This window comes from Streptomyces sp. NPDC043812, from assembly GCF_056436245.1.
In genome coordinates this window covers 85,395-106,027 of record NZ_JBWKCY010000023.1, presented here as the reverse complement: position 1 = coordinate 106,027, position 20,633 = coordinate 85,395, and the positions used below count along the sequence as shown (strand labels likewise).

Sequence of the window (20,633 nt, the reverse complement as noted above, 5' to 3'; positions counted from 1 at the left end):
GCGCAGTCCGTTCAGTCATCGAAGTGGGTCGCGGAGCCCGCCTTGGACGTTGTCGTCCCGGCGGCGGCGAGCAGTGCCCGGTCCGAGATGGCGGGGCGCCCGTCCGGCAGGACGTTCAGCTGGAGCGTGGAGTCGTAGGAGTAGGTGGCCAGGGCCGGGGCCGGCTCGGCGGGGCGTGCGTAGTTCCACGCGAACGGTTTCATCTGCTGGTTCCTCCCCTGCCCGCGCGGGCCTGCCCGGGCTTCTCTTGTGACAGTACGTGGTGAAGACGTCACAGTCTCAACACGCAGAGTGACAATGTGAAAGTTGTTCACCGAAAAAGCGTCGGATCTGTCCACCGGCCCGGCGATGACACACCCCGCCGGAGCCATTCAGACAGACGCTTGGCGAATCTCAGGGGTTTCAAGTTCTGGCCATGACGTGACGCAGACGACACGACAATAGGGAGCAGAGCAGCAGAAAAGCCCCGCCGCCGAGTGAGATGCGATGCACACTCCACTCGACGGCGAGGCCGCCGTCACTTTTGTCAACCCGCCTGCGCCGCACCGCCGTTCGCGACACCGAACATCGCGCGCTCGACCGCCGTGTACGTCGCTCCGTGGTCAGCCAGCACCTCCGACACCACGCCCGGCCGGGACGTCAGCGCCAACAGGATGTGCTCCGCCCCGATCACGCGGTCACGGCGGCCGACGGCGATCCGCAGCGAGTTCTCCAGCGCCGCCTTCGCCTCACGGGTGAACGGACGATGGCCGGACTTCCTTCCGCGCCTTCGGCCGCGCGCGAGCGCTCCCGCGCCGTGCACCTCCTCCACCCTGGCCACGATCCCGGCGACGTCGACACCGAGGTCCGCCAGGGCCTCCTCGTCGGCCCTCGACATCCCGCCGCGGCGCCGCGCCTCGGCAAGTGCGGACTCCAGGGCGTCGCGCCGGTCGGTCACACCGAGAGCCCGGAACGCGAACTCGGTGCGCCCGGCGCGCAGATCGAGGAGCGCAAGCAGCATGTGCTCGTCGGTGACGTCCGGCGCGTCCGCCCGCTCGGCGCAGGCGACGGCACCGGTCACCACCGCGCGTGCGTCCTTGGTGAAGCGTTCGAACATCACTGCCTCCCGTGCTTCTTGTGGACGGCCTGCCGGCTGACGCCGAGCTCCGCCGCGATGTCCTGCCAGGACCAGCCCTGGTTACGGGCACTGCGGACCTGCACGGCCTCCAGTTGCTCGAGCAGCCGCCGCAGTGCGGCGACGGCGCGCAGCCCGACCCTCGGATCCCGGTCACCCGCCCGCTCGGCGAGATCGGTTGCTTCGGTCATGATGTCAACCTACGTTGACATCCAGGCCAATGTCAACCTTGATTGACAACCGTGCGGGCGCCCTCCTCCACAGGCGGTCCGGACGCCGCGGCACGTGGACGCACGGACCACGACAACCCGGCACAGAGCAGTGCCGCGCCGACCGCCACCGCGAACGCCGCAGGCGGCCCGTACGACTGGGCCAGCCGGCCGGAAAGCGCCAGGGCCAGCGCCTGCCCACCCACCACGCCACTCGTCAGGAAGGCCATGGACTCCGCCAGCCGCGCCGGCGGAACCAGCCGTTCGGTGAGGCCGAAGACGGTGATCAGATGGGGTGCGTACGCCATGCCCAGCACGATCACGACGACGTAGAGCATCCCCAGCGAGTCGACCCACAGCAGCGGCAGCGACAGGACGACCAGGGCGGCCGTCGCGGCGCGCCAGCGCGACATGAGCCCGATGCGCTGCGGAACCGCCGCCATGGCGAGCCCGACCGCCGCGCTCATCACGCCCATCGCCGCGTAGACGAGCCCGGCCTGCGCGGGCCGGCCGATGCCCTCGGTGAGGGCGGTGATGCCGGCCTGGGAGGCACCGAACATCGCGCCCTGGAGGACCATCGTGACGCGCAGCGCGTGCGCGGCGCCGGGCAGTCCGACGCGAGCGGAGCCCGCGCCGCCCTTGACCGGTGCCACGCCCCGGGCGGTGGGATGGAGGGCGAACGCAGTGCCGCAGACGGCCAGAAGAACCGAGGCGGTCAGCAGCGCGGCGGCCGGGTGCGCCACCACGGCGGCGACGCCGACGAGCGCAGGTCCGAGGACGAAGGACACCTCGTCGAGAGTGCCCTCGAAGGAGAGCACCGAGGCGATCAGCCTGTCGTCGGCGCGGGCGGACCGGGCGAGCGCGACAGAGCGCGTCCTGGCCAAAGGCCCGATCTGGGGCACGGTCGCACCCGCGAGGACACCGAGCAGCATCAGCACACCCGTTGCCGCATGCGCGAGCGCCGCGAGGACGAGGGCGGCGACCGCCGCGGCGTTCGCGAGCGAGGCGATCAGGACGACCGTCCGCTGACCGCGGCGGTCGGCGGCGCGGCCGATCAGCGGGCCGCCCACGGTCTGCCCCGCGGCGAGAGCGCCGCCCGCCAGCCCCGCCGTGGCGAGACTCCCGCTCGTGTCGGCGACCAGCAGCACACTGCCGAACTGGCACATGGCCGTGGGCAGTCGGCCGAGAAACGACACGGCGGGGAGCAAGGGGCCCGTGAGGCCGAGGACGGGGCGATAGGTCCGAAACATCGGGTGAACGTAACCGCGGTACCCGCGGCCGCCGCAGGCACCGATGACACCAAAGCCGGGCAGGCAGCCGCGTAGGTTCGCACGACAACGGCCCTGTCGCCGGGGCGTGTCGGACCTCCGGCCGACGAGGGCGCCGGGGAACGATGGTGGCAGTCGACCGAGGAGGACCATGAACACCGCCGACCTGCTGGGAGATGCGTTCGGACGCGTGCGCGAGGTCGTCCATGAGGCGGTCGAGGGACTGCCGGCCGACACCTTGGCCACCTCGCCGGAACGGGGCTCCAACTCCATCGCCTGGCTCGTCTGGCATCTGACGCGAATTCAGGACGACCACGTGGCGGGTGTGGCGGGCCGGGAACAGGTGTGGACGGCAGGGAAGTGGTCACAGAGGTTCGCCCTGCCCTTTCCCGACTCCGCGACGGGCTACGGCCACACCGCGAAGCATGTCGCCGCCGTGCGGGTGGACTCCGCCGACCTGCTGCTCGGCTACTACGACGCCGTGCACGACGAGACGCTGGCGTTCCTGGCCACCGTCGACGACGCCGCCCTCGACCGCGTCGTGGACGCCTCCTGGTCGCCACCCGTGACGCTGGGCGTCCGGCTGGTCAGCGTCCTCTCCGACGACCTGCAGCACGCCGGGCAGGCCGCGTTCGTGCGTGGAAGTCTTGCGCGCCGCAGTGAAACCGGTGTGGCGTAAGGTGCATTGAGTTGTTGGTTGCTGACAGCGTGAGAGGTGGACACCGTGTCCGACTGGCACGTGGCGCGGACGTTCGACAGCTCGGCCGGTGAGGTGCGCTGGGACCGGCTCGGCGACCCCTCCGCCCCGCCCGTGGTCCTGCTGCACGGGACTCCGTTCTCGTCGTACGTCTGGCGCGCCGTCGCCCGCGCACTCACCGGCGCCGGCCACCAGGTCCTCGTCTGGGACATGCCGGGTTACGGGGCATCGGCGAAATTCAGCGGGCAGGACGTCTCGCTCGCGGCGCAGGGGCGGGTGTTCACCGAGCTCCTCGACCACTGGGGCATCGACGAACCCCAGGTCGTGGCGCACGACTTCGGTGGCGCCGTCGCCCTGCGCGCGCATCTGCTGGACGCCAGGCGCTACCGCCGCCTCGCGCTCGTCGATCCGGTGGCCCTCGCCCCCTGGGGGTCTCCGTTCTTCCGGCTCGTCGGTGGGCACGCCACGGTCTTCGAGCAGCTGCCCGGCGCCCTGCACCGTGCGCTGGTGCGGGAGTACGTGGCGTCCGCGAGCGGACCCGGACTGCACCCGGCCGTCCTCGACCGGCTGGTCGGACCGTGGAGCGACGAGGCGGGCCAGGCGGCGTTCTACCGGCAGATCGCACAGGCCGATCAGCGCTGGACCGACGAGATCGAGGGACTCTACGGTTCCCTCGCGGTTCCGGTCCTGGTGTGCTGGGGCGAGGACGACCAGTGGATTCCGGCCGTCCGGGGCAAGGAGCTCGCGGCCCGCATTCCCGGGGCGAGGCTGCAGCTGATCGCCGGTGCCGGCCACCTCGTGCAGGAGGACGCCCCGGCCGAGCTGACCGCGGCGCTGCTGGGATTCCTGGCCTGACCCGGCCGTCGGCGTCACCCGCCCCGGACCCTCTCGTCACCCGCCCCCTCCGCAGGCCCTCCTGGCCCGCCGGTCACCTTCCGCAACGGCCCGTCACGCCTGGGTGGTCGCCGTCTCCCTCGCTGGTCGCGGCCGCCTGGGAGTGGCACGCTGAGACGGGGATGTCGGCCCGGCAATCTCGGGAGGACCAATGGGACGTGACGTCCCGGCCGTGGTGTTCACCCGTGACGACCGCCGCCGGTACCGAGACAAGATGCAGTCCTGCCTGGACACGTTCGCGCAGATGCTGCGCGCGGCGCGCTTCGAGTTCGAGCGGCCGCAGGTGGGGCTGGAGATCGAGCTGAACCTCGTCGACGACGCCGGGGAACCGGCGATGCGCAGCACCGACGTGCTGGCGGCCATCGCCGATCCTGCGTGGTCGAGCGAGCTGGGCCGGTTCAATCTGGAGATCAACATCCTGCCCAGGAGGCTCACGGCCGGCGGTCCGGACTCCTGGGAGCAGGAGATCCGCGACGCCCTCAACCATGCCGAGGAGCGGGCCTCCGAGGTCGGCGCGCATCTGGCGATGGTGGGGATCCTGCCGACGCTGCGGCGCAGGGACGTGAGTGAGGCGGCGCTGTCCGGGGACCCGCGCTACCGGCTGCTGAACGAGCAGGTGTTCGCGGCGCGCGGCGAGGATCTGCGGATCGAGGTGGACGGCGTCGACCGGCTGCGGACGTACGCGGACACCATCACGCCCGAGGCGGCGTGCACGAGCACCCAGTTCCATCTGCAGGTGGCACCGGACCAGTTCGCGGACTACTGGAACGCCGCACAGGCGATCGCCGGGGTGCAGGTCGCGCTGGCGGCGAACTCCCCGTTCCTGTTCGGCAAGGAGCTGTGGCGCGAGACCCGTATCCCGCTGTTCGAGCAGGCCACCGACACCCGCCCGGAGGAGATCAAGGTGCAGGGGGTGCGGCCCCGGGTGTGGTTCGGCGAACGCTGGATCACCGGCGTCTTCGACCTCTTCGAGGAGAACGTGCGCTACTTCCCGGCGCTGCTGCCGGTGTGCGACGAGGAGGATCCGCAGGAGACCCTGGACGGCGGCGACGTGCCGGAGCTTGCCGAACTGACCCTGCACAACGGCACGATCTACCGGTGGAACCGCCCCATCTATGCCGTGGACCACGGCAAACCCCATCTGCGGATCGAGAACCGGGTGCTCCCCGCGGGGCCGACGGTTGCCGACATCCTCGCCAACGGCGCGTTCTACTACGGGCTGACCCGCGCCCTCGTGGACGAGGAGCGCCCGGTGTGGTCGCGGATGTCGTTCCAGGCGGCCGAGGACAATCTGCACGCCGCTGCCCGGCACGGCATCGACGCCCGGCTGTACTGGCCGGGGATGGGTGAAGTCCCGGTCGCCGAGCTGGTGTTGCGGCGGCTGCTGCCGCTCGCGCACCGCGGGCTGGAGGCGTCGGGGATGGACGCGCCGTGGCGGGAGCCGCTGCTCGGCATCATCGAGCAGCGTTGCGTCACGGGCCGGAACGGGGCGGTGTGGCAGGCGGAGATGTACCACCACATCGACCGGACCAGCCGTGTCGACCACCATGAGGCGCTGCGCCTGATGACACGGCAGTACATCGACTACATGCATCTCAACGCACCGGCGCACACCTGGCCCGTCGACTGAACCCGGGAACACGGCGGTGCCCGGCGGGTCCGCCCGCCGGGCACCGCCGTGGGTGATGCCGCCGGCTGTCAGGAAGGCAGCGGCGTCGCGCGCTGTACGTCCTTGCAGTACTTCACGTCGCCGGTGGCGGTCACGTACCTGGCGGGGACCCACGCGCCGGCCTTGCCTCGCACCAGGTACCACACGTCGTTGCCCGCGATCTGCATGCCCCGGACCTTGCAGACCAGTCCGACTTGGGCGCCGTGACGCAGCCCGCCCTTCACGATGGAGTCGGTGCTGGGATACGCGCGCTCGTTGAGACCACTGCCGGCGGCGACGGTGCCGTAGGGCTTCGGGGGCGGAGCCGCCTGCGCAGGGGCCGCCAGGGACACGGTCACACCAGCAGCGAGCACGGCGGCGGCGGCGACCTGTGTCGCCCACGCGTGCGTGAACGACCGGCCGGATCGGATGGCGGTCCTGTGCATCGAACATCTCCCGTCAGTGAATCGGCGCCCTCCCCACGAGCGCACCATAGAGGCGCGCACGCGCACCGACGCGCAGAAATGCGGGAGCGCTGCGGACCGTTCGCCCCGAGGGGTCAACCGTGCTCAGCGTCGGCTACACCGTCCCGTCCGGAACCGGAGTGGCCTGGTGGTAGTACAGGCGCCACCCGGCCCCGTCGTCGCGGTTGCGCCACAGCGAGCTGCGGCGCGCGTGCGATCCGCCGATCACGGTCTCGTAGGTGAGGTGCACCACGCCCGGTGCGAGCAGGGTCCCCGACATCCGGGCGGGTGCGTAGCGGGGGCCGTCCTGCGTGCTGCCCTGCATGTCGGGGAGCGCGTCGAGCATCTCCTCGTACGTCCAGCGCCGGCCCGAGGCGCCGACCTCGACGAACGCGGGGTCGAGCAGCTCGCGGGCGAGGGAACGGGAACTGCGAACAGTGGGGTTCATGAGCTGCAGCTCACCGGCGATCGCTGCCGCGACGCCGGCGTCCTCGTCGTGTCCGTCGCGGGCGTGTCTGCTCGTGTTCTCCATGGGCCATCCTCGACCGCCCGGCGCTGCCGCGCGCAAGCGAATTGTGTGCCGGCGCGACCGGCCGTGACACGCGCCGGGGCCCGGGGCACCGTGCGTGCCCCGGGCCCCGTGCCGTTCCGGCTCAGACGTTGGGGAAGATGTCCCCGGCGCCCATGGCCGACTCCTGCTCCGACTGGGCCTGCAGCCTGCGGGCCTTGTCCTTCAGCCGCTCGCGCTCCTTGGGATCGCTGCTGCGCTCGGCGGCCTCGCTGAGCTCCTTCGCCTTCTCCCGCATCTGCCGCACCCGGCCGCGGGACTCGTCCGAGACGCTCATGATCACTCCTCTGATCTGGGTAACAGAGCATGCGTCCCCAGCGAAACAGGGCTCGACGCCGACCGCATCCCGAGGCGGGGCGCGGTCAGGACGCCGACCGCATCCCGAGGCGGGCGCGGTCAGGGGGTGCGGGCAAGCGCCTCGCGGGCTGCCGCGTGCGCGGCGCTGCGGTCGTCGTGCACCAGACCTATGCGGGTGCGGCGGTCGAGGACGTCCGATTCGTCGAGTGCTCCTTCATGGCGCACCGCCCACATCAGCTCGGCGCCGGTGACGGGGTGGCCGGGTACGACGGGTCGTGCCAGGGCCGGGTCGGCGACGCCGAGGGCGTGGATGGCCGGGGCCTCGGAGCCGTAGCGGCGCAGGAGGCGGCGGGGCACATCGAGCCGGCCGAGTACCGCGGGGGCGCCGGCGCCGACGAGCGGAAGGGCAGCGGTGCGGCAGGGGCCGGCGGTGAGTGCGCGGGCGGCGGCGACCGCGTCGACGGCGTCCTGGGCCATGCGCCGGTAGGTGGTGAGCTTGCCGCCGACGACGGTGACGATCCCGTCGGGCGAGGTCAGCACGGCGTGCTTGCGGGAGATGTCGGCGGTGCGGCCGGGACCGTCGCCCGTGTCGAGGAGCGGGCGCAGTCCGGCGAAGGCGCCGACGACGTCGGCGCGGCCGATGCGCACGTCGAGTGCGGAGCCGAGGACGTCGAGGAGGAAGCCGATGTCGGTCTCCGGCACCTCGGGGACGTCGGGGACGCTGCCGTCGACGGGTTCGTCGGTGAGGCCGACGTAGACGCGGCCGTCGCCCTGGGGCAGGACGAGGACGAAGCGGTTGGACTCGCCGGGGATCGGGATGTGCATCCCGGCGGTGAGGTCTCCCAGGTCCTCGGAGCGCAGGACGAGATGGGTGCCGCGGGAGGGGCGCAGCCGGATGTCGTCGACGAGTCCGCCGGCCCAGACCCCGGCGGCGTTGATGACGGCACGGGCGCGGATGTGCAGTTCCTCGCCGGTGAGTTCGTCGCGGACAAGGGCGCCGGTGCCGGTGAGCGTCAGCACGCGGGCGCGGGTGAGGATGCGGGCTCCGTGGGCGGCCGCGGTACGGGCGACGGCGGTCACGAGGCGGGCGTCGTCGGTGAGCTGGCCGTCCCAGGACAGCAGTCCGCCGCGCAGTCCGGTGGGCCGCAGGGCGGGCACCATGTGCCTGGTCTCCACGGCGGACAGGGTGCGGGGGGCGGGCAGGGTGGCGCGCGAGGTGCCGGCGGAGGCGCGCAGCAGGTCGCCGGCCCGGAATCCGGCGCGGGCGAGGGCGGCCTGTCCGCGGGACACGAGCGGCGTCAGCGGGAGCACGAAGGGCTGGGCACGAACCAGGTGGGGGGCGGTGCGCTCCATCAGGATGCCGCGTTCGACGGCGCTCTCGTGGGCGACGTCGAGCTGGCCGGTGGCGAGGTAGCGCAGTCCGCCGTGGATGAGTTTGGAGCTCCAGCGGGAGGTGCCGAAGGCGAGGTCGTGGGCGTCGACGGCGGCGACGGTCAGGCCTCGGGAGGCGGCGTCGAGCGCGGCGCCCGCGCCGGTCGCGCCGAGTCCGACGACCAGGACGTCGACCTGGGTGCCGTCGGCGAGTTCGGCCAGTTCGCGGCGTCGGCGCGCGGCGTTGAGGGACGAGGCCCCGGGGGCGGGGCTGCTCGGGCTGTTCATGGGGTGAGGGTCCTCTCCAGCAGGGTCCGCAGCTCGCCCAGGAAGGCGGTGCCGGTCAGTTCGGGGTCGTCCTCGTCGGTCATCGTGCGCAGCGAGAGCGTGAAGGACTGGACGACGAGCAGCAGGGAGCGGGCCTGCAGATCGAGGTGGACGCGGCGCACGGATCCGTCCTCGTGGCCCTCCTTCAGCGCTCTGGTGAGAAGTCCGAGGAGCGCGTCCTGGCTGGCGCCGCGGCGGTCGAGGACATAGGGCAGCAGCAGTTCGGGGTCGACGTCGAGGATCTTGTGGAAGAGGGGGTGGGCACGGAAGGCGGCCGCGCCTGTGACGAGCCCGTCGACGATCCGCGCCCGGGTGGGGGTGCCCGGTGCGACATCGGGCATGGCGGAGACGGCGACGCCGATCCACTCACGGGTCATCAGGTCCCCGACGAGTGTGCGCACGTCGGGCCAGCGGCGGTAGAGCGTCATTCGGGACACCCCGGCGCGGCGGGCTACGTCGGTCAGGGTGGTGCGGCGTACGCCGACGGCGAGGACGCAGTCGCGTGCGGCGTCGAGCACGGCGTCTGCGTCCGACTGGTTGTGACGAATGGGCGTCATCTGTCACAGTGTAATGCAGTGCGGGCCGCGCGGCAGGTGCACCCCCGCGAAACCGACGGTGAGGAAAGACCGACGTGGACATGTTGTGGAGCGGCTGGGGCGACCCGGCCAAGGCGGCCCCGCTGCCCGGCACGGTGACCGGCCTGCTGCGGGATCTGCTCGGCGTGACGCCCCGCGAGAGCGGCCCCGCCTCCCTCGACGCCATCGCCGTGCCCGAGACGGCGCTCACCGGTGACACGCTCGACGTCCTGGCCGACTGCGTCGGCGGCGCCGCGTACATCCGCACGGACGCGGAGAGCCGGGTACGGCACACCCGTGGCAAGTCCACGCCGGACCTGCTGCGCATCCGCGCCGGAGAGGTGGACGACATCCCTGCCGCCGTCCTGCTGCCGGGTGCCCACGGCGAGGTGCTGGCGGTACTGCGCGCATGTGCCGGACTCGGTCTGTCCGCCGTACCGTTCGGTGGCGGCACCTCCGTCGTCGGCGGTCTGGCGCCCGAGGGGAGGCGGCCCTTCGTCGCGCTCGACCTGCGCCGCCTGGACGCCCTGGTCTCGCTCGACGAGGTGTCCCGCACCGCGACCGTGCAGGTGGGCCTCCGCGGTCCCCAGTGCGAGGCGCTGCTCAACGAACGGGGCTGGACCCTCGGTCACTTCCCGCAGTCCTTCGAGTGGGCGTCGGTCGGCGGCTTCGCCGCGGCACGCTCCAGTGGGCAGGCATCGGCCGGCTACGGCCGCTTCGACGAGATGGTCCTCGGCCTCACCGTGGCCACCCCCGAGGGCACCCTGGAGTCCGGCCGCGCACCCCGCTCGGCCGCGGGCCCCGATCTGCGCCAGCTGATACTCGGCTCCGAGGGCGCGCTCGGCGTGATCACGTCCGTGACCGTGCGGGTCCGCCCCCTGCCGCAGAAGCGGGTCTACGAGGGCTGGCGCTTCGCGTCCTTCGAGGCGGGCGCGGCGGCGTTGCGCACGCTCGCGCAGGACGGCCCGCGGCCCACGGTGCTGCGTCTGTCGGACGAGACGGAGACCTTCATCGGACTGGCGCAGCCGGACGCGATCGGCAGCGCCGACGTCCCGCAGAACGCGGGCTGCATGGCGATCACCGGGTACGAGGGTACGGACGAGGACACCGCCGACCGGCGGGCACGCGCCCGCGAGATCCTGCTCGCCTGCGGGGGCGAGCTCATCGGCGAGGAGCCCGGCGAACGCTGGGAGCACGGCCGCTACAACGCCCCCTATCTGCGCGACGCGCTGCTGGACGCGGGTGCGTTCGCCGAGACGCTGGAGACGGCCGCGTTCTGGTCCGCCGTGCCGGCTCTGTACGCGGCGGTGCGCGGGGCCCTCACCGAGACGCTGACCGCGGCCGGGACGCCTCCCCTGGTGATGTGCCACATCTCGCACGTGTACGAGAACGGCGCCTCGCTGTACTTCACCGTCGTCTCGGCGCAGGGCGACGACCCGGTCGCCCACTGGGAGCCCGCGAAGCGCGCCGCGAACGACGCGATCCTCGCGGCCGGCGGCACCATCAGTCACCACCACGGCGTGGGCACGGACCACCGCGACTGGTACGCCCGGGAGATCGGCCCGGTCGGGGTCCGTATGCTGCAGGCGGTCAAGGCCGAGGTCGACCCGGCCGGTGTCCTGAGCCCCGGCGTCCTGATCCCCGTCCGCTGACGTGCCCGCCGCCCCCGCCTCTCCCACCCACCGCCCGCCCGTTGCCCGTACCCTGCCCGTCCGGAGGCGCATTCCATGCGACAGTTCACCGCCGTCGTCAACCCCACCGCAGGCGGTTCCAGTGGTACGGCGGCGCTGCTGCCGCTGGCCCGTCTGCTCCGCGATGCCGGGGCCCGGCTCGAGACGCGCTACAGCCGCAGCCTGGACCACGCCAGGGAGCTGGCGCGGGAAGCGGGCGCGCAGGGTCACACCGTGCTCGCCGTCGGCGGTGACGGGATGGCCGGCTGCGTCGGCGGCGCGCTCAGCGGCACGGACACCGTGTTCGGTCTCGTCCCCGCGGGACGCGGGAACGACTTCGCCCGCGCCCTGGGGATACCCACGGACGTGCAGGGACGCGCGGACATCCTGCTGAGCGGCACGCCGCGGCCCGTCGACACCATCGAGGTCGAATCGGCCGTGCACGCGGGGACGTCCGTGCTGGGCAGCGTGTACGCGGGGGTGGACGCCGTCGCCAACCGGTACGCCAACACCTCACGGCTGCTGCGGGGCGCGGCGTCGTACTACGCGGGCGGGCTGCGGGCGGTGGTGGGCTGGCGGCCCGCGACGTACCGGCTCACGATCGACGGCGTGGAGCACGAGCGCCGCGGTTACACCGTGGTGGCCGCCAACTCGGGTTACTACGGCTTCGGCAGGCAGATCGCCCCGGGTGCCCGGCTCGACGACGGCGTGCTGGACGTGGTCGTGATCCAGCACGCTCCCAAGCGCCTGTTCTTCACGATGATGAACGAGCTGAAGACCGGTGCCCATGTGAACCGTCCGCAGGTCGAGATCCTGCGCGGAAAGGAGATCCGCATCGAGGCGGACCGCCCCGTTCCGTACGGCGCGGACGGCGAGGTCGACGCGACGCTGCCGGTGACGGTGCGGGTGCAGCCGGGAGCGCTCGACGTCCTGTTCTGAATCGGTACTGTCCCGCCAGTAGCGATCAAGCGGGAACAGTGTGACGTTGGATGCATGAGCTGGGCATCCTGGACCACCCCCGGTGTGTACTCGGGCCAAGGCGGCGTGCTCACCGAAGAGGTCGGTGTCGTGTCGGGCGACCTCACCGTGCACACCACCTGGGTCGATGGCGAGGCGGCCGTGACGGTGCAGTACACCGGCGCGGCCGACTGGTTCACGATGTCGGGCAGTCCGGCACCGTGCCCGTCGGAGGCCGCGAGCCGCGATCTGCACGACGCCGTGATCGCGGCGGTGCGCGGGCCGACGACCGCGACGGTGCCGCCGGTACCGCAGGCGTCACCCGGGGTCGGCGGCTGACGTCCCGGTGGTCAGGGCGACGACGGCGGACCGCTCGCCGTAGGCGAATGCCCGCACCCGGTACGAGGCGTGCTTCTCCGCGGGCAGGGTGATCAGGCCGGTGGCGTTGATGTCGGGGTCGAGCACGACGAGCGGGGTGTAGGTGTCCGCTCCTGCGGTGCGCGACTCGAGCAGGAAACCGTCCTCGTCCGCGGCACGGTCCGTCCATGTGAAGAGAATGCCGTTCGCATGCCTGACCGTGGCGCGGAGCCCGGCAGGAGCTGCCGCCGCCTCGCCCAGTGCGTGCCGGCCGGGCGCAGTCCGGCTCCGCTCGGTCCGTGGCGGCAGCCAGTCGTGGCTCGACTCCTCGTCCTGGGCCGTCATGCCGCCCGGCGGCAGGTCGACGTCGACGACGGGCGAGGCCGGGCCGCTGTAGGCGCGCAGCCGGTAGACGAACCGGGTCCTCGGCATCAGATCCGGGTGCCGGTAGGACGTGACGCCGCGCGGGAGGTACTGCAGGACGGTGTACGGACCGGCCCCCTCGGTCGCGAACTCCAGGACGTGCCCGTCGGCCTCGGGGCTGCCGCCGCTCCAGCTCAGATCGATATCCGTCGGCGAGGCCATGGCGGCGCGCAGGACGGGGGCGCCGCCGCCCGGGGACCCCGTGGCCGCTCGGGCGGGCCGCTCCGTCGCAGGCGACGGAGCGGCCGCCGAGCAGCCGGCCAGGGCGACGACGAGCGCGGCCGAGGCGGCGGCCCTGCGCGTACGGGTCACCTGGCCGCCCCTACTTGCGCCAGAAGCGGACGCCGCTCCAGACCACGGTGGCAGGCCCGTTGCCGCTGTTGGTCCGGTAGGCGCCGAACTTGTCGTAGAAGCTGCCTCCGGGGCTGGAGTACGTGTGCTTGAGCGATCCGTTGATGTAGGTGCGGTGTGAACTGCCCACCTGGTGCACGGTGTTGACACGCACGGTGGCACCGACCGTGCCGGCGCCGGAGAGCGTGTCCCCGCCGTGGACGGCGTAGAGGCGGCCGCCGCGCTCGACGGCGAGCATGAAGAAGGGCCCGGAGCCGGACTCGTGGAAGGTCTGCTTGAGGCTGATACGGGTGCCGCTGAGCGAGCTGATCCGGAAGTGGCCCTCGAACTGACGGGTACCGCCGGTGTAGGTGGCGTACCGGCGCTCGGCCCGCTGGTCCCCGCTCGCGGTGGAGCAGGTGAGGCCGAACGTCAGACCGTCGATCCGGCCGCAGCCGCGTTCCTGTTCGCTGAACGTGGGCGAGACGGAGGTCCATCCACCCGGTTCCACCTCGGCCGCGGCGGGCGGGGCGGTCAGTAGCGAGGCGCCGAGCAGCGCGAGGAGAGGGAGCGGGCGAAGGTACGTGGACGTGCTGACCATGTCTCACTTCCCTTGCATGTGGGGGACCCAGACGATGTTCAGGTGAGTGAACATCGATCTGAATGATGAAGAGGGAGTGGCGTTGACCATAGGACTGGACCAAGTGGCCGTCAAGAGGCGGGAGATACGCGGGGACCGGGCTGCAGACGTCGCGTGCCCGACCGGACCGCCGCCCTAGGATGAGGAAACCCGCCCCCGTGGAAAGACCCGGCCCCGTGCTCGTCGCCCGCTCCATCGCCCTGTTCGCCGTTGCCGCCCTCCTCGAGATCGGGGGCGCCTGGCTGGTGTGGCAGGGGCTCCGGGAACACCGCGGCTGGATCTGGGTCGGCGCAGGTGTGGCCGCGCTCGGGCTGTACGGAGTCGTCGCCACGTTCCAGAGCGACGACAACTTCGGGCGCATCCTGGCTGCCTACGGCGGGGTGTTCGTCGCCGGTTCCCTCGCCTGGGGCATGGTCGCCGACGGCTACCGGCCCGACCGTTTCGACGTGATCGGCGCACTCGTCTGCCTCGCGGGGATGGCCGTCATCATGTACTCGCCCCGCACCCACTGACTCCGGGCGGGCACCCTCTCCGCGCGGCTGCTCGTGCACGTCGGAACGCGTTCACTACGGTGTCCCACAAGATCCGCCACGGAGAGCCGATGCCACCGACCCACACCCCGACGGCGCCCGGCGCACCGGTGCCGGACGAAGCCGTCACCCCGCTGATGCGGGGCATCGCCGTGCTGCGCACGCTCACCGACGCCGGCGGAACCCTCGGCCTCGGCGACCTCGAACGCGCCACGGGCCTCGCCCGCTCCACCGTCGACCGCATCTGCGCCACGCTGGCGCGCATGGGGTACGTCCGCCTCGACGGGCGCGATGTCACGCTCGCTCCACGGCTGATGGAGCTGGGCAACGCCTATCTCGCCGCCATCCGACTGCCCGGGCTGCTCGGCACGCACGCCGATGCCCTGGCCGACGTCCTCGACGAGTCGGTGTCGCTCGCGGTGCCCGACGGCGACGGCGTCCGCTTCATCCACCAGGCGACCCGACGCCGCGCCATGTCTCTCAGCTTCCGTATCGGCGACCTGCTGCCCGCCGAACGCACCGCCCCCGGCCCGCTGTTCGCAGCCGAGTGGGACGAGGCGCAGTGGGAGCGGTGGCGCCGGCGGCAGGCCGCCGACCCCGCTGGGGCCGGTTTTCCCGCCGTGCCGCCCCGCGGACATCCGGACGAGAAGGAGTTCGAGGACCGGACCCGCCGGGCCGGCGAACGGGGCTGGTCCGTCGACAACCAGCTGATCGAGCCCGGCCTGATCGCGCTCGCCGTGCCCGTCCGCGACACGGCGGGACGGCCCGTCTGCGCCGTGAGCGTGGTCAGTCACACGAGTCGGCACAGCGCGGGCTCGCTCCGGGAGACCATGCTGCCGCGGCTGCTGGAGACGGTGACCGCCATGGAGCGCACCCTGCGCGGCGCGCCCCGGCCGGCCCCTGCCGCCGCGCCGGTGGGGCTCGCCGCCTGGACCGGTGCGTCGAAGCAGGAACTGGGCGGCGAGTTCGTGGAGTCGCTGGCCCGCGGTCTGACCGTGCTGACCTCCTTCGGCGAGGGCCGCGACACCCTGACACTCAGCGCCGTCGCCGAGGCGACCGGGCTCGCCCGCGCCACGGCCCGGCGTGCCCTGATCACCCTGGAACATCTGGGGTTCATCGACTCCCACGAGCGCGCCTTCCGGCTCACCCCACGCGTACTGTCCCTCGGTTTCCCCCCTCTCTCGCACACGACGCTGCCCCAGATCGCGCAGCCGCATCTCGTCGCACTCGCGGGCCGGGTGCACGACTCCGCGTCGCTCGCCGTGCTCACCGGAGGAGAGATCCAGTACACGGCGCGCGCCGCGACGAGCCGCATCATGACCGTGCGGATCACCGTCGGCACCCGGTTCCCCGCCTACGCGACCTCCATGGGCCGGGTGCTGCTGGCCGGCGTGCCCGCCGCGGAACTCGCCGAACGGCTCGCCGGTACTCGGTTGCGCCCGCTCACCTCCCGCACCGTCACCGGAGTCGGCGAGCTCTCTCGAATCCTCGATCAGGTCCGGGAGCAGGGTTACGCGCTCGTCGACGAGGAGCTCGAGTACGGGCTGCGATCTGTCGCCGTTCCCGTCCGGGACCGCACGGGTGCCACCGTCGCGGCCGTCAACGTCGCCATGCACAGCAGCCGCCGCAGCACCCGGGAATGCATCGACGAGGTCCTGCCGCAGCTGCGCGCGACGGCCGGGCTGATCGAGGCGGACCTGCACGTCGCAGGGCGGTTCGCCCGTATCCGTATCGCCTGACGCGCCGCCCGCCCGCGCCGGCTACGGCACCTCACGTCAGGTCTGTTCACCCCGCCCTCCGGTCCGCCGCACCACACGCAGCAGATACCTGCGGCGGTCCAGCGGATCGTGGTCCCACCGCGGGCGCGAGGGGACCGGGCCCTGCACCGGACGGTAGTGGTCGAAGGCACTCTCCAGCATGCCCTCCCCGCTGGTCAGCGGCGGCAGCCTGCGTTCCACCGCGTGTACCGAGTCTGCGGGCAGCACGCCGTCGATCACGTACGAGGAGCCCCGCAGTTCCGAGGTCCCCGGGACGGCGCGGTGCCGGGTGAGCATGGGCAGCACCACCCCGAACTGTTCGGCGGGGATCTCCAGCCGGAAGCGGTGCACGGGTTCGTGCACCTGCGTGCCCGCCTCGCGCAGTGCGCTCATCAGCACCAGCGGCGTCAGGTTGCGGAAGTCACCGGCCGTGCTCGACATGCTCTTGTCGAAGACGGCATGGGCGTGGCTCTGGCGGGCGGCGTATCCGGAGTGCGTCATGGTGACGACGCAGTCGGTGACCTGCCACCCGTGGAGCCCCTGCCGCAGCGTCTCGTGCACGGTCTCCTCGACGGCCTTGATGAACGCGTAGGGCATCGAGCCCAGTTCGACCTCCAGCCGGAAGTCCACCCCCGAGTCGACCGGCGCGGGATCGACCCGCAGGCCGACGGTCGCGAGGAACGGATTGGGGTCGACGTGGAGGAACTCGGCGGCCGAGCCGCTGCCGACCGGCCTTTCGACATGAATCGTCGTCGTCTCACGAAACGTGACGGCGATGCCGTAGTCACCGGCGAGAGTGGCCTGGATGACCTCCTTCTGCACCTCTCCGTACAACGACACGGAGGTCTCCTGCCGCAGATCGTCTTGGCGCAGGTCGATCAGCGGGTCCTGCTCGGCGAGTTGGGTCAGTGCGGCGTGCAGCGCACCGCGGTCGCCGGCGCGGTCGGCGACGACGACGGTCTCCAGGCTGGGCGGGGCGAAGTGGTGTCCTTCCCCGCCCGCCGGACCGGGTGAGCCGATCGCGTCTCCGATCCGGACGGCGCCGAGTCCGCGGATCCTGCCGATCTGCCCGGCCGACACGGCCTCCCGGGGCATGTCGGCACCGCGCTCCGACACGCTGATCGCGGTGACCTTCTCCGGCGCCTCACCACCTGCGAGGGACAGCCGGTCGCGGACGCGTACGGTCCCGGAGAACATGCGGACAAGGGCGATCTTCTCGCCGGCGGCCCCTCGTTCGACCTTGAACACCGTGCCCGAGACAGGGCCGTCCGGGTCACCCTGCGCGGTGGGCAGGAGTTCGGTGAGGGCGGCGGTGAGCGCGTCGACGCCCGCACCGGTGATCGCCGAGCCGAAGAAGACGGGGTGCACCAGCGCCTGCCGGGTCTGGGCGGCGAGTGCGCCGCGCAGCCGGGACCACGGGAGTTCGTCGCTGCCGTCGACGTACGCGGCGAGCAGGGCGTCGTCGTGTTCTGCGAGGAGCGCGGTCAGTTCGCCACGGAAGCCGGCGTCGGCGCGGGGCTTGCTCAGCGCGTCGCGGGTGCCGAGGTGAGCGGTGGTGCTCATGCTGATCGCGGCGGGGGTCAGCTTCTCGCGGATGACGCGCAGCAGCTCTCCGTGCCGGGCACCGCTGCGGTCGATCTTGTTGACGAAGACGATCGTGGGGATCCGCAGCCGCTTCAGGGTGCGCATCAGCACGCGGGTCTGCGCCTGTACGCCTTCGACAGCGGAGACGACGAGCACCGCGCCGTCGAGTACACCGAGGGCGCGTTCTACCTCGGCGATGAAGTCGGGGTGCCCAGGGGTGTCGATCAGATTGACGGTGACGTCGTCGACGTCGAAGGAGGCGACGGCGGCCTTGATGGTGATACCGCGCAGCCGTTCCAGCTCCAGGGAGTCGGTGCGGGTGCTGCCGTCATCGACGCTGCCGAGCTCGTCGATGACGTGGGCGGCGTGCAGCAGCCGCTCGGTCAGGCTTGTCTTTCCGGCGTCAACATGCGCCAGGATTCCGAGGTTCAGCGTGTGCACGAAGTGTCATGTCCTCGAGATGGGGGGCGTTTCCTTCCTGGGGGGACATGAGAGATCCGCGCATGATCAGGCTCCTGGGTCGCATCGGCTTCAGCGGTTCGTGCCCATGCAGTGCAGCAGTTGGGTCCGGGCGGGGACAACCGAATTAGTGTCCGTCCGGCCGTGATCCACAGGGCGGGCCTCAGGGGGATTCCGGCGCCGGTCCGCCGGGCACCCCCTGAGTCCGTGGCTCAGTAGAGCTTGGCCACGGCCGTCGCCGTGGTCTTCTTGAAGCCCTGGAGCGGCGCTCCGTCCAGTTCACCCAACTGGCCCCACTGGACAACCGTCACGGCCCGGCCGTCGCGGCCGACCGAGTAGAGGGCGATGTCGGTCGAGCCGATCTCGGGGTGGGACGTGTCGATGCTGTAGACGTGCGCGCCCTCCTCCACGTCCACCGTGCCGTGGTGGAACGCCTCGCCCTCCAAGCCGGGGTCCTGGGCCTTGAGGCGGTCCAGGCACGACTCGATCGAGCTCCGGAGCTGCGCGGCGAGCTGCTCGGCCCGGGCGACGGTGGGGGCGACCGTGATGGTCTGGCGGGCGCCGGTGTCGAGTTCAGTCCGGAAGTCGCGGTACCGGGTGCCGGCCCGCGGCGCGATGCCCTCCGTGCAGAACGAGCCGTCGGCGGCAGGCCCTTGCTGCACCGCGTCGGCGTGCCAGGGGGTGCTCGCGGCCGGCAGCTGAGCCGCGGACAGGAAGCGGGGGGAGGCGGGTGCGGCGGCCGATGCGCTGGTGAAGGAAGTGGCGGCGGTCATGGCGACGACGGCGGCGGCCACGGCTGCCGTCCGGATGCGGATGCGGTTCATGGAAGGTGTTCCCCCGTACATGGGTGGTGGTCGAAACGATCACCAGCGTGGACGGATGGGCCGAACGCGGCAAGCACCGACGCCCCTTGCGGGACACGGGAACCGTTTCACCCCGGTTGACGTGGGGTTTGAGCAGTGGGGTGAAACGCGTCCGGGGACGGGCGCGGCGGAAGGAGCGGCGATGGCGGACACACCGAGAGGGGCGGCGACGGTGGACTTCGCGCGGCGTCTCGACGAACTGCGCAGCGCCTCCGGGCGTACGTACGGCTCCCTGGCAAGGCGGGTGGGGGTCGGTGCGTCGACGCTGCACCGCTACTGCTCGGGGCGGACCGTCCCGATGGAGTTCGCGCCGGTGGAACGACTGGCAAGGTTCTGCGGCTGCGAGGGCGACGCGCTGATCGAGCTGCACCGGCTGTGGGTGCGGGCGGACGCGGACCGGCGTGCACGGATGGAGAGCGGCGCGGGCGCACCGGCCGACGCGGGCGCACCCGCCGAGCCCGCAACCACCGTGGCCGCCGACGGCGACGACGACGGCGACGACGACGGCGACGACACGGATGCCGACACCGGTCCCCTGCCCGCCGCGGCAGCCGCGTCCCTCCCCCGGCCCGAGGGCCGCCCATGGCGCACGCGCCGCTCAGCAGTCGTCGCGGTCTCAGTGGCCGCGGCGGTCGCCTCGCTCGCCCTGCTCGTCGGCTTCCGCGAACTCGCCTCCGCCACGGCCGGGGAGGACCGTACGGCTCCTCGCGCCACCGGAACGGGCGCCAACGGCACAGGCACCGCGTCGCCGGGGGGTACGCTCCCCCGCTCCCCCCAGCCCGCTTCACCGTCTCCCAGCGCGTCGCAGTCCCCATCGGCGGAACCGCCCGGGGGCGGTTCCGCCGGAGCGACCGGGCCGCGCCCGGCCGAGCCGGGCGGCAAGGGCAAGGGGCACACCCCGGCGACCGGGGTTCCGTTCGCCTGGACCACGGACGACCATGTGTGGCGCAACGGTTGCGACCACTCCTACCTGTTGGACCGTGGCCCGTCCGCCGTGCCTCCTCCGCCCGCACAGGCCGACGCCGCGTCGTGGGCGGCCTCGCTCGGCGCCCGCCACGCGGGCGAGACCCAGGTGCGCATCACCTTGCAGGGCAAGGGATCCGAGGCCGTGGTTCTGGAGTCGATGCAGGTCCGCGTCGTCGCCCGGCGGACGCCTGCGGAAGGCAATGTCCACCGCATGAGTTCGGGTTGCGGCGGTGCGCTCACCCCGCGTCTGTTCGATGTCGACCTCGACCGCTCCCGTCCGGTGGCGCACGCCCTGCCGGGCAACGACTCGGGCGAGCCGATCCCCGCCGTGTCGTTCCCGTACTCCGTGTCCGCCACCGACCCCGAGACGCTGCTCGTCAACGGGCGCGCCGTCTCCTGCGATTGCGACTGGTACCTGGAGGTGCGCTGGAGCAGCGGTGAGCGCAGCGGCGCGGTGCGGATCGACGCGGGCGGCCGCCCGTTCCGTACGAGCGGGGCCGGGGGCCGGCCGGTGTACGACTACGACTACGGCGCTCGCCGGTGGGTGGCGGCGGAATCGGGGGCCGCCGGCCGGTCGGAGGACGAGGAGGGTTCCGGGTACGGCGGGGACGGTCCGGCCGCCTGAGAAGTCTTTTGCCGAGTCGGCAAAGTTCTTTGCCGATCCG

At 72.3% G+C, this 20,633-nt stretch carries 22 protein-coding genes; 9 read left to right on the top strand and 13 right to left on the bottom strand.

Annotation, left to right across the window (positions count from 1 at the left end):
* Positions 1–11: 11 nt before the first annotated feature.
* The 4 genes from tgmA to AC067Z_RS29270 all read right to left on the bottom strand — a co-directional run bounded on the left by tgmA (position 12) and on the right by AC067Z_RS29270 (position 2,573).
* On the bottom strand, positions 12–203 hold the full coding sequence (tgmA, locus tag AC067Z_RS29285) for a putative ATP-grasp-modified RiPP (protein ID WP_478792639.1): 192 nt from the start codon (positions 201–203) through the stop codon (positions 12–14).
* Positions 204–526: 323 nt separating this feature from the next.
* Positions 527–1,096 (bottom strand): Clp protease N-terminal domain-containing protein, encoded by a 570-nt coding sequence (locus tag AC067Z_RS29280; protein WP_478792638.1) that lies wholly within the window; start codon positions 1,094–1,096, stop codon positions 527–529.
* Entirely contained in the window at positions 1,096–1,305 is a 210-nt protein-coding gene (locus AC067Z_RS29275) for a helix-turn-helix domain-containing protein (protein WP_410358790.1), read from the bottom strand. The genes AC067Z_RS29280 and AC067Z_RS29275 overlap by 1 nt, the downstream gene beginning before the upstream one ends.
* Positions 1,306–1,337: 32 nt before the next feature.
* On the bottom strand, positions 1,338–2,573 hold the full coding sequence (locus AC067Z_RS29270) for an MFS transporter (protein ID WP_478792637.1): 1,236 nt from the start codon (positions 2,571–2,573) through the stop codon (positions 1,338–1,340).
* A 169-nt stretch (positions 2,574–2,742) separates the two neighbouring features.
* Between AC067Z_RS29270 and AC067Z_RS29265 the strand changes: the two genes are divergently transcribed.
* From AC067Z_RS29265 to AC067Z_RS29255, 3 genes are all read left to right on the top strand, one after another.
* Complete coding sequence (locus AC067Z_RS29265; protein WP_478792636.1) at positions 2,743–3,270, top strand: mycothiol transferase; 528 nt, start codon at positions 2,743–2,745, stop codon at positions 3,268–3,270.
* A 45-nt stretch (positions 3,271–3,315) separates the two neighbouring features.
* On the top strand, positions 3,316–4,143 hold the full coding sequence (locus AC067Z_RS29260) for an alpha/beta fold hydrolase (protein WP_478792635.1): 828 nt from the start codon (positions 3,316–3,318) through the stop codon (positions 4,141–4,143).
* Positions 4,144–4,333: 190 nt separating this feature from the next.
* Positions 4,334–5,812 carry a glutamate-cysteine ligase family protein gene (locus AC067Z_RS29255; protein ID WP_478792634.1) on the top strand — a complete coding sequence of 493 codons (1,479 nt, stop codon included), beginning with the start codon at positions 4,334–4,336 and terminating at the stop codon, positions 5,810–5,812.
* Between the two features lie 68 nt (positions 5,813–5,880).
* Here AC067Z_RS29255 and AC067Z_RS29250 read toward each other — a convergent pair whose 3' ends face one another.
* The 5 genes from AC067Z_RS29250 to AC067Z_RS29230 form a co-directional block, all read right to left on the bottom strand.
* A complete protein-coding gene (locus AC067Z_RS29250; protein ID WP_478792633.1) occupies positions 5,881–6,276 on the bottom strand; it encodes an SH3 domain-containing protein in 396 nt (131 codons plus the stop codon).
* Between the two features lie 133 nt (positions 6,277–6,409).
* Positions 6,410–6,826: a nuclear transport factor 2 family protein gene (locus AC067Z_RS29245; RefSeq protein ID WP_478792632.1), complete on the bottom strand. Its 417-nt coding sequence runs from the start codon at positions 6,824–6,826 to the stop codon at positions 6,410–6,412.
* A gap of 121 nt (positions 6,827–6,947) precedes the next feature.
* The gene (locus AC067Z_RS29240; RefSeq protein WP_478792631.1) at positions 6,948–7,139 is read right to left on the bottom strand and encodes a DUF6381 family protein; all 192 of its coding nucleotides are present in this window, start codon (positions 7,137–7,139) and stop codon (positions 6,948–6,950) included.
* A 119-nt stretch (positions 7,140–7,258) separates the two neighbouring features.
* The gene (locus AC067Z_RS29235; RefSeq protein ID WP_478792630.1) at positions 7,259–8,818 is read right to left on the bottom strand and encodes a glycerol-3-phosphate dehydrogenase/oxidase; all 1,560 of its coding nucleotides are present in this window, start codon (positions 8,816–8,818) and stop codon (positions 7,259–7,261) included.
* Complete coding sequence (locus AC067Z_RS29230; protein WP_478792629.1) at positions 8,815–9,414, bottom strand: TetR/AcrR family transcriptional regulator; 600 nt, start codon at positions 9,412–9,414, stop codon at positions 8,815–8,817. Before AC067Z_RS29230 ends, AC067Z_RS29235 begins: the two co-directional genes overlap by 4 nt.
* A gap of 74 nt (positions 9,415–9,488) precedes the next feature.
* On the opposite strand from AC067Z_RS29230, the gene AC067Z_RS29225 reads away from it, so the two are divergent.
* The 3 genes from AC067Z_RS29225 (at position 9,489) to AC067Z_RS29215 (ending at position 12,398) form a co-directional block, all read left to right on the top strand.
* A complete protein-coding gene (locus AC067Z_RS29225; protein ID WP_478792628.1) occupies positions 9,489–11,084 on the top strand; it encodes an FAD-binding oxidoreductase in 1,596 nt (531 codons plus the stop codon).
* A 75-nt stretch (positions 11,085–11,159) separates the two neighbouring features.
* A complete protein-coding gene (locus AC067Z_RS29220; RefSeq protein ID WP_478792627.1) occupies positions 11,160–12,041 on the top strand; it encodes a diacylglycerol/lipid kinase family protein in 882 nt (293 codons plus the stop codon).
* A 54-nt stretch (positions 12,042–12,095) separates the two neighbouring features.
* Positions 12,096–12,398: a hypothetical protein gene (locus tag AC067Z_RS29215; RefSeq protein WP_478792626.1), complete on the top strand. Its 303-nt coding sequence runs from the start codon at positions 12,096–12,098 to the stop codon at positions 12,396–12,398.
* On the opposite strand, the gene AC067Z_RS29210 is transcribed toward AC067Z_RS29215, so the two are convergent.
* Entirely contained in the window at positions 12,378–13,151 is a 774-nt protein-coding gene (locus AC067Z_RS29210; protein WP_478792625.1) for a fibronectin type III domain-containing protein, read from the bottom strand. The two genes, AC067Z_RS29215 and AC067Z_RS29210, sit on opposite strands and share 21 nt — an antisense overlap.
* A gap of 10 nt (positions 13,152–13,161) precedes the next feature.
* Positions 13,162–13,770 (bottom strand): hypothetical protein, encoded by a 609-nt coding sequence (locus AC067Z_RS29205; RefSeq protein WP_478792624.1) that lies wholly within the window; start codon positions 13,768–13,770, stop codon positions 13,162–13,164.
* A 215-nt stretch (positions 13,771–13,985) separates the two neighbouring features.
* On the opposite strand from AC067Z_RS29205, the gene AC067Z_RS29200 reads away from it, so the two are divergent.
* Entirely contained in the window at positions 13,986–14,321 is a 336-nt protein-coding gene (locus AC067Z_RS29200) for a YnfA family protein (protein WP_478792652.1), read from the top strand.
* 89 nt (positions 14,322–14,410) lie between these two features.
* Positions 14,411–16,078, top strand: a complete 1,668-nt coding sequence (locus AC067Z_RS29195) for an IclR family transcriptional regulator domain-containing protein (RefSeq protein ID WP_478792623.1) — start codon at positions 14,411–14,413, stop codon at positions 16,076–16,078.
* 36 nt (positions 16,079–16,114) lie between these two features.
* On the opposite strand, the gene AC067Z_RS29190 is transcribed toward AC067Z_RS29195, so the two are convergent.
* On the bottom strand, positions 16,115–18,121 hold the full coding sequence (locus tag AC067Z_RS29190) for a GTP-binding protein (RefSeq protein ID WP_478792622.1): 2,007 nt from the start codon (positions 18,119–18,121) through the stop codon (positions 16,115–16,117).
* A gap of 230 nt (positions 18,122–18,351) precedes the next feature.
* A complete protein-coding gene (locus AC067Z_RS29185; protein ID WP_478792621.1) occupies positions 18,352–18,963 on the bottom strand; it encodes a hypothetical protein in 612 nt (203 codons plus the stop codon).
* A gap of 181 nt (positions 18,964–19,144) precedes the next feature.
* Here AC067Z_RS29185 and AC067Z_RS29180 point away from each other — a divergent pair, with 181 nt between their 5' ends.
* Positions 19,145–20,593, top strand: a complete 1,449-nt coding sequence (locus tag AC067Z_RS29180) for a helix-turn-helix domain-containing protein (RefSeq protein ID WP_478792620.1) — start codon at positions 19,145–19,147, stop codon at positions 20,591–20,593.
* The last annotated feature ends 40 nt before the right edge of the window (positions 20,594–20,633 follow it).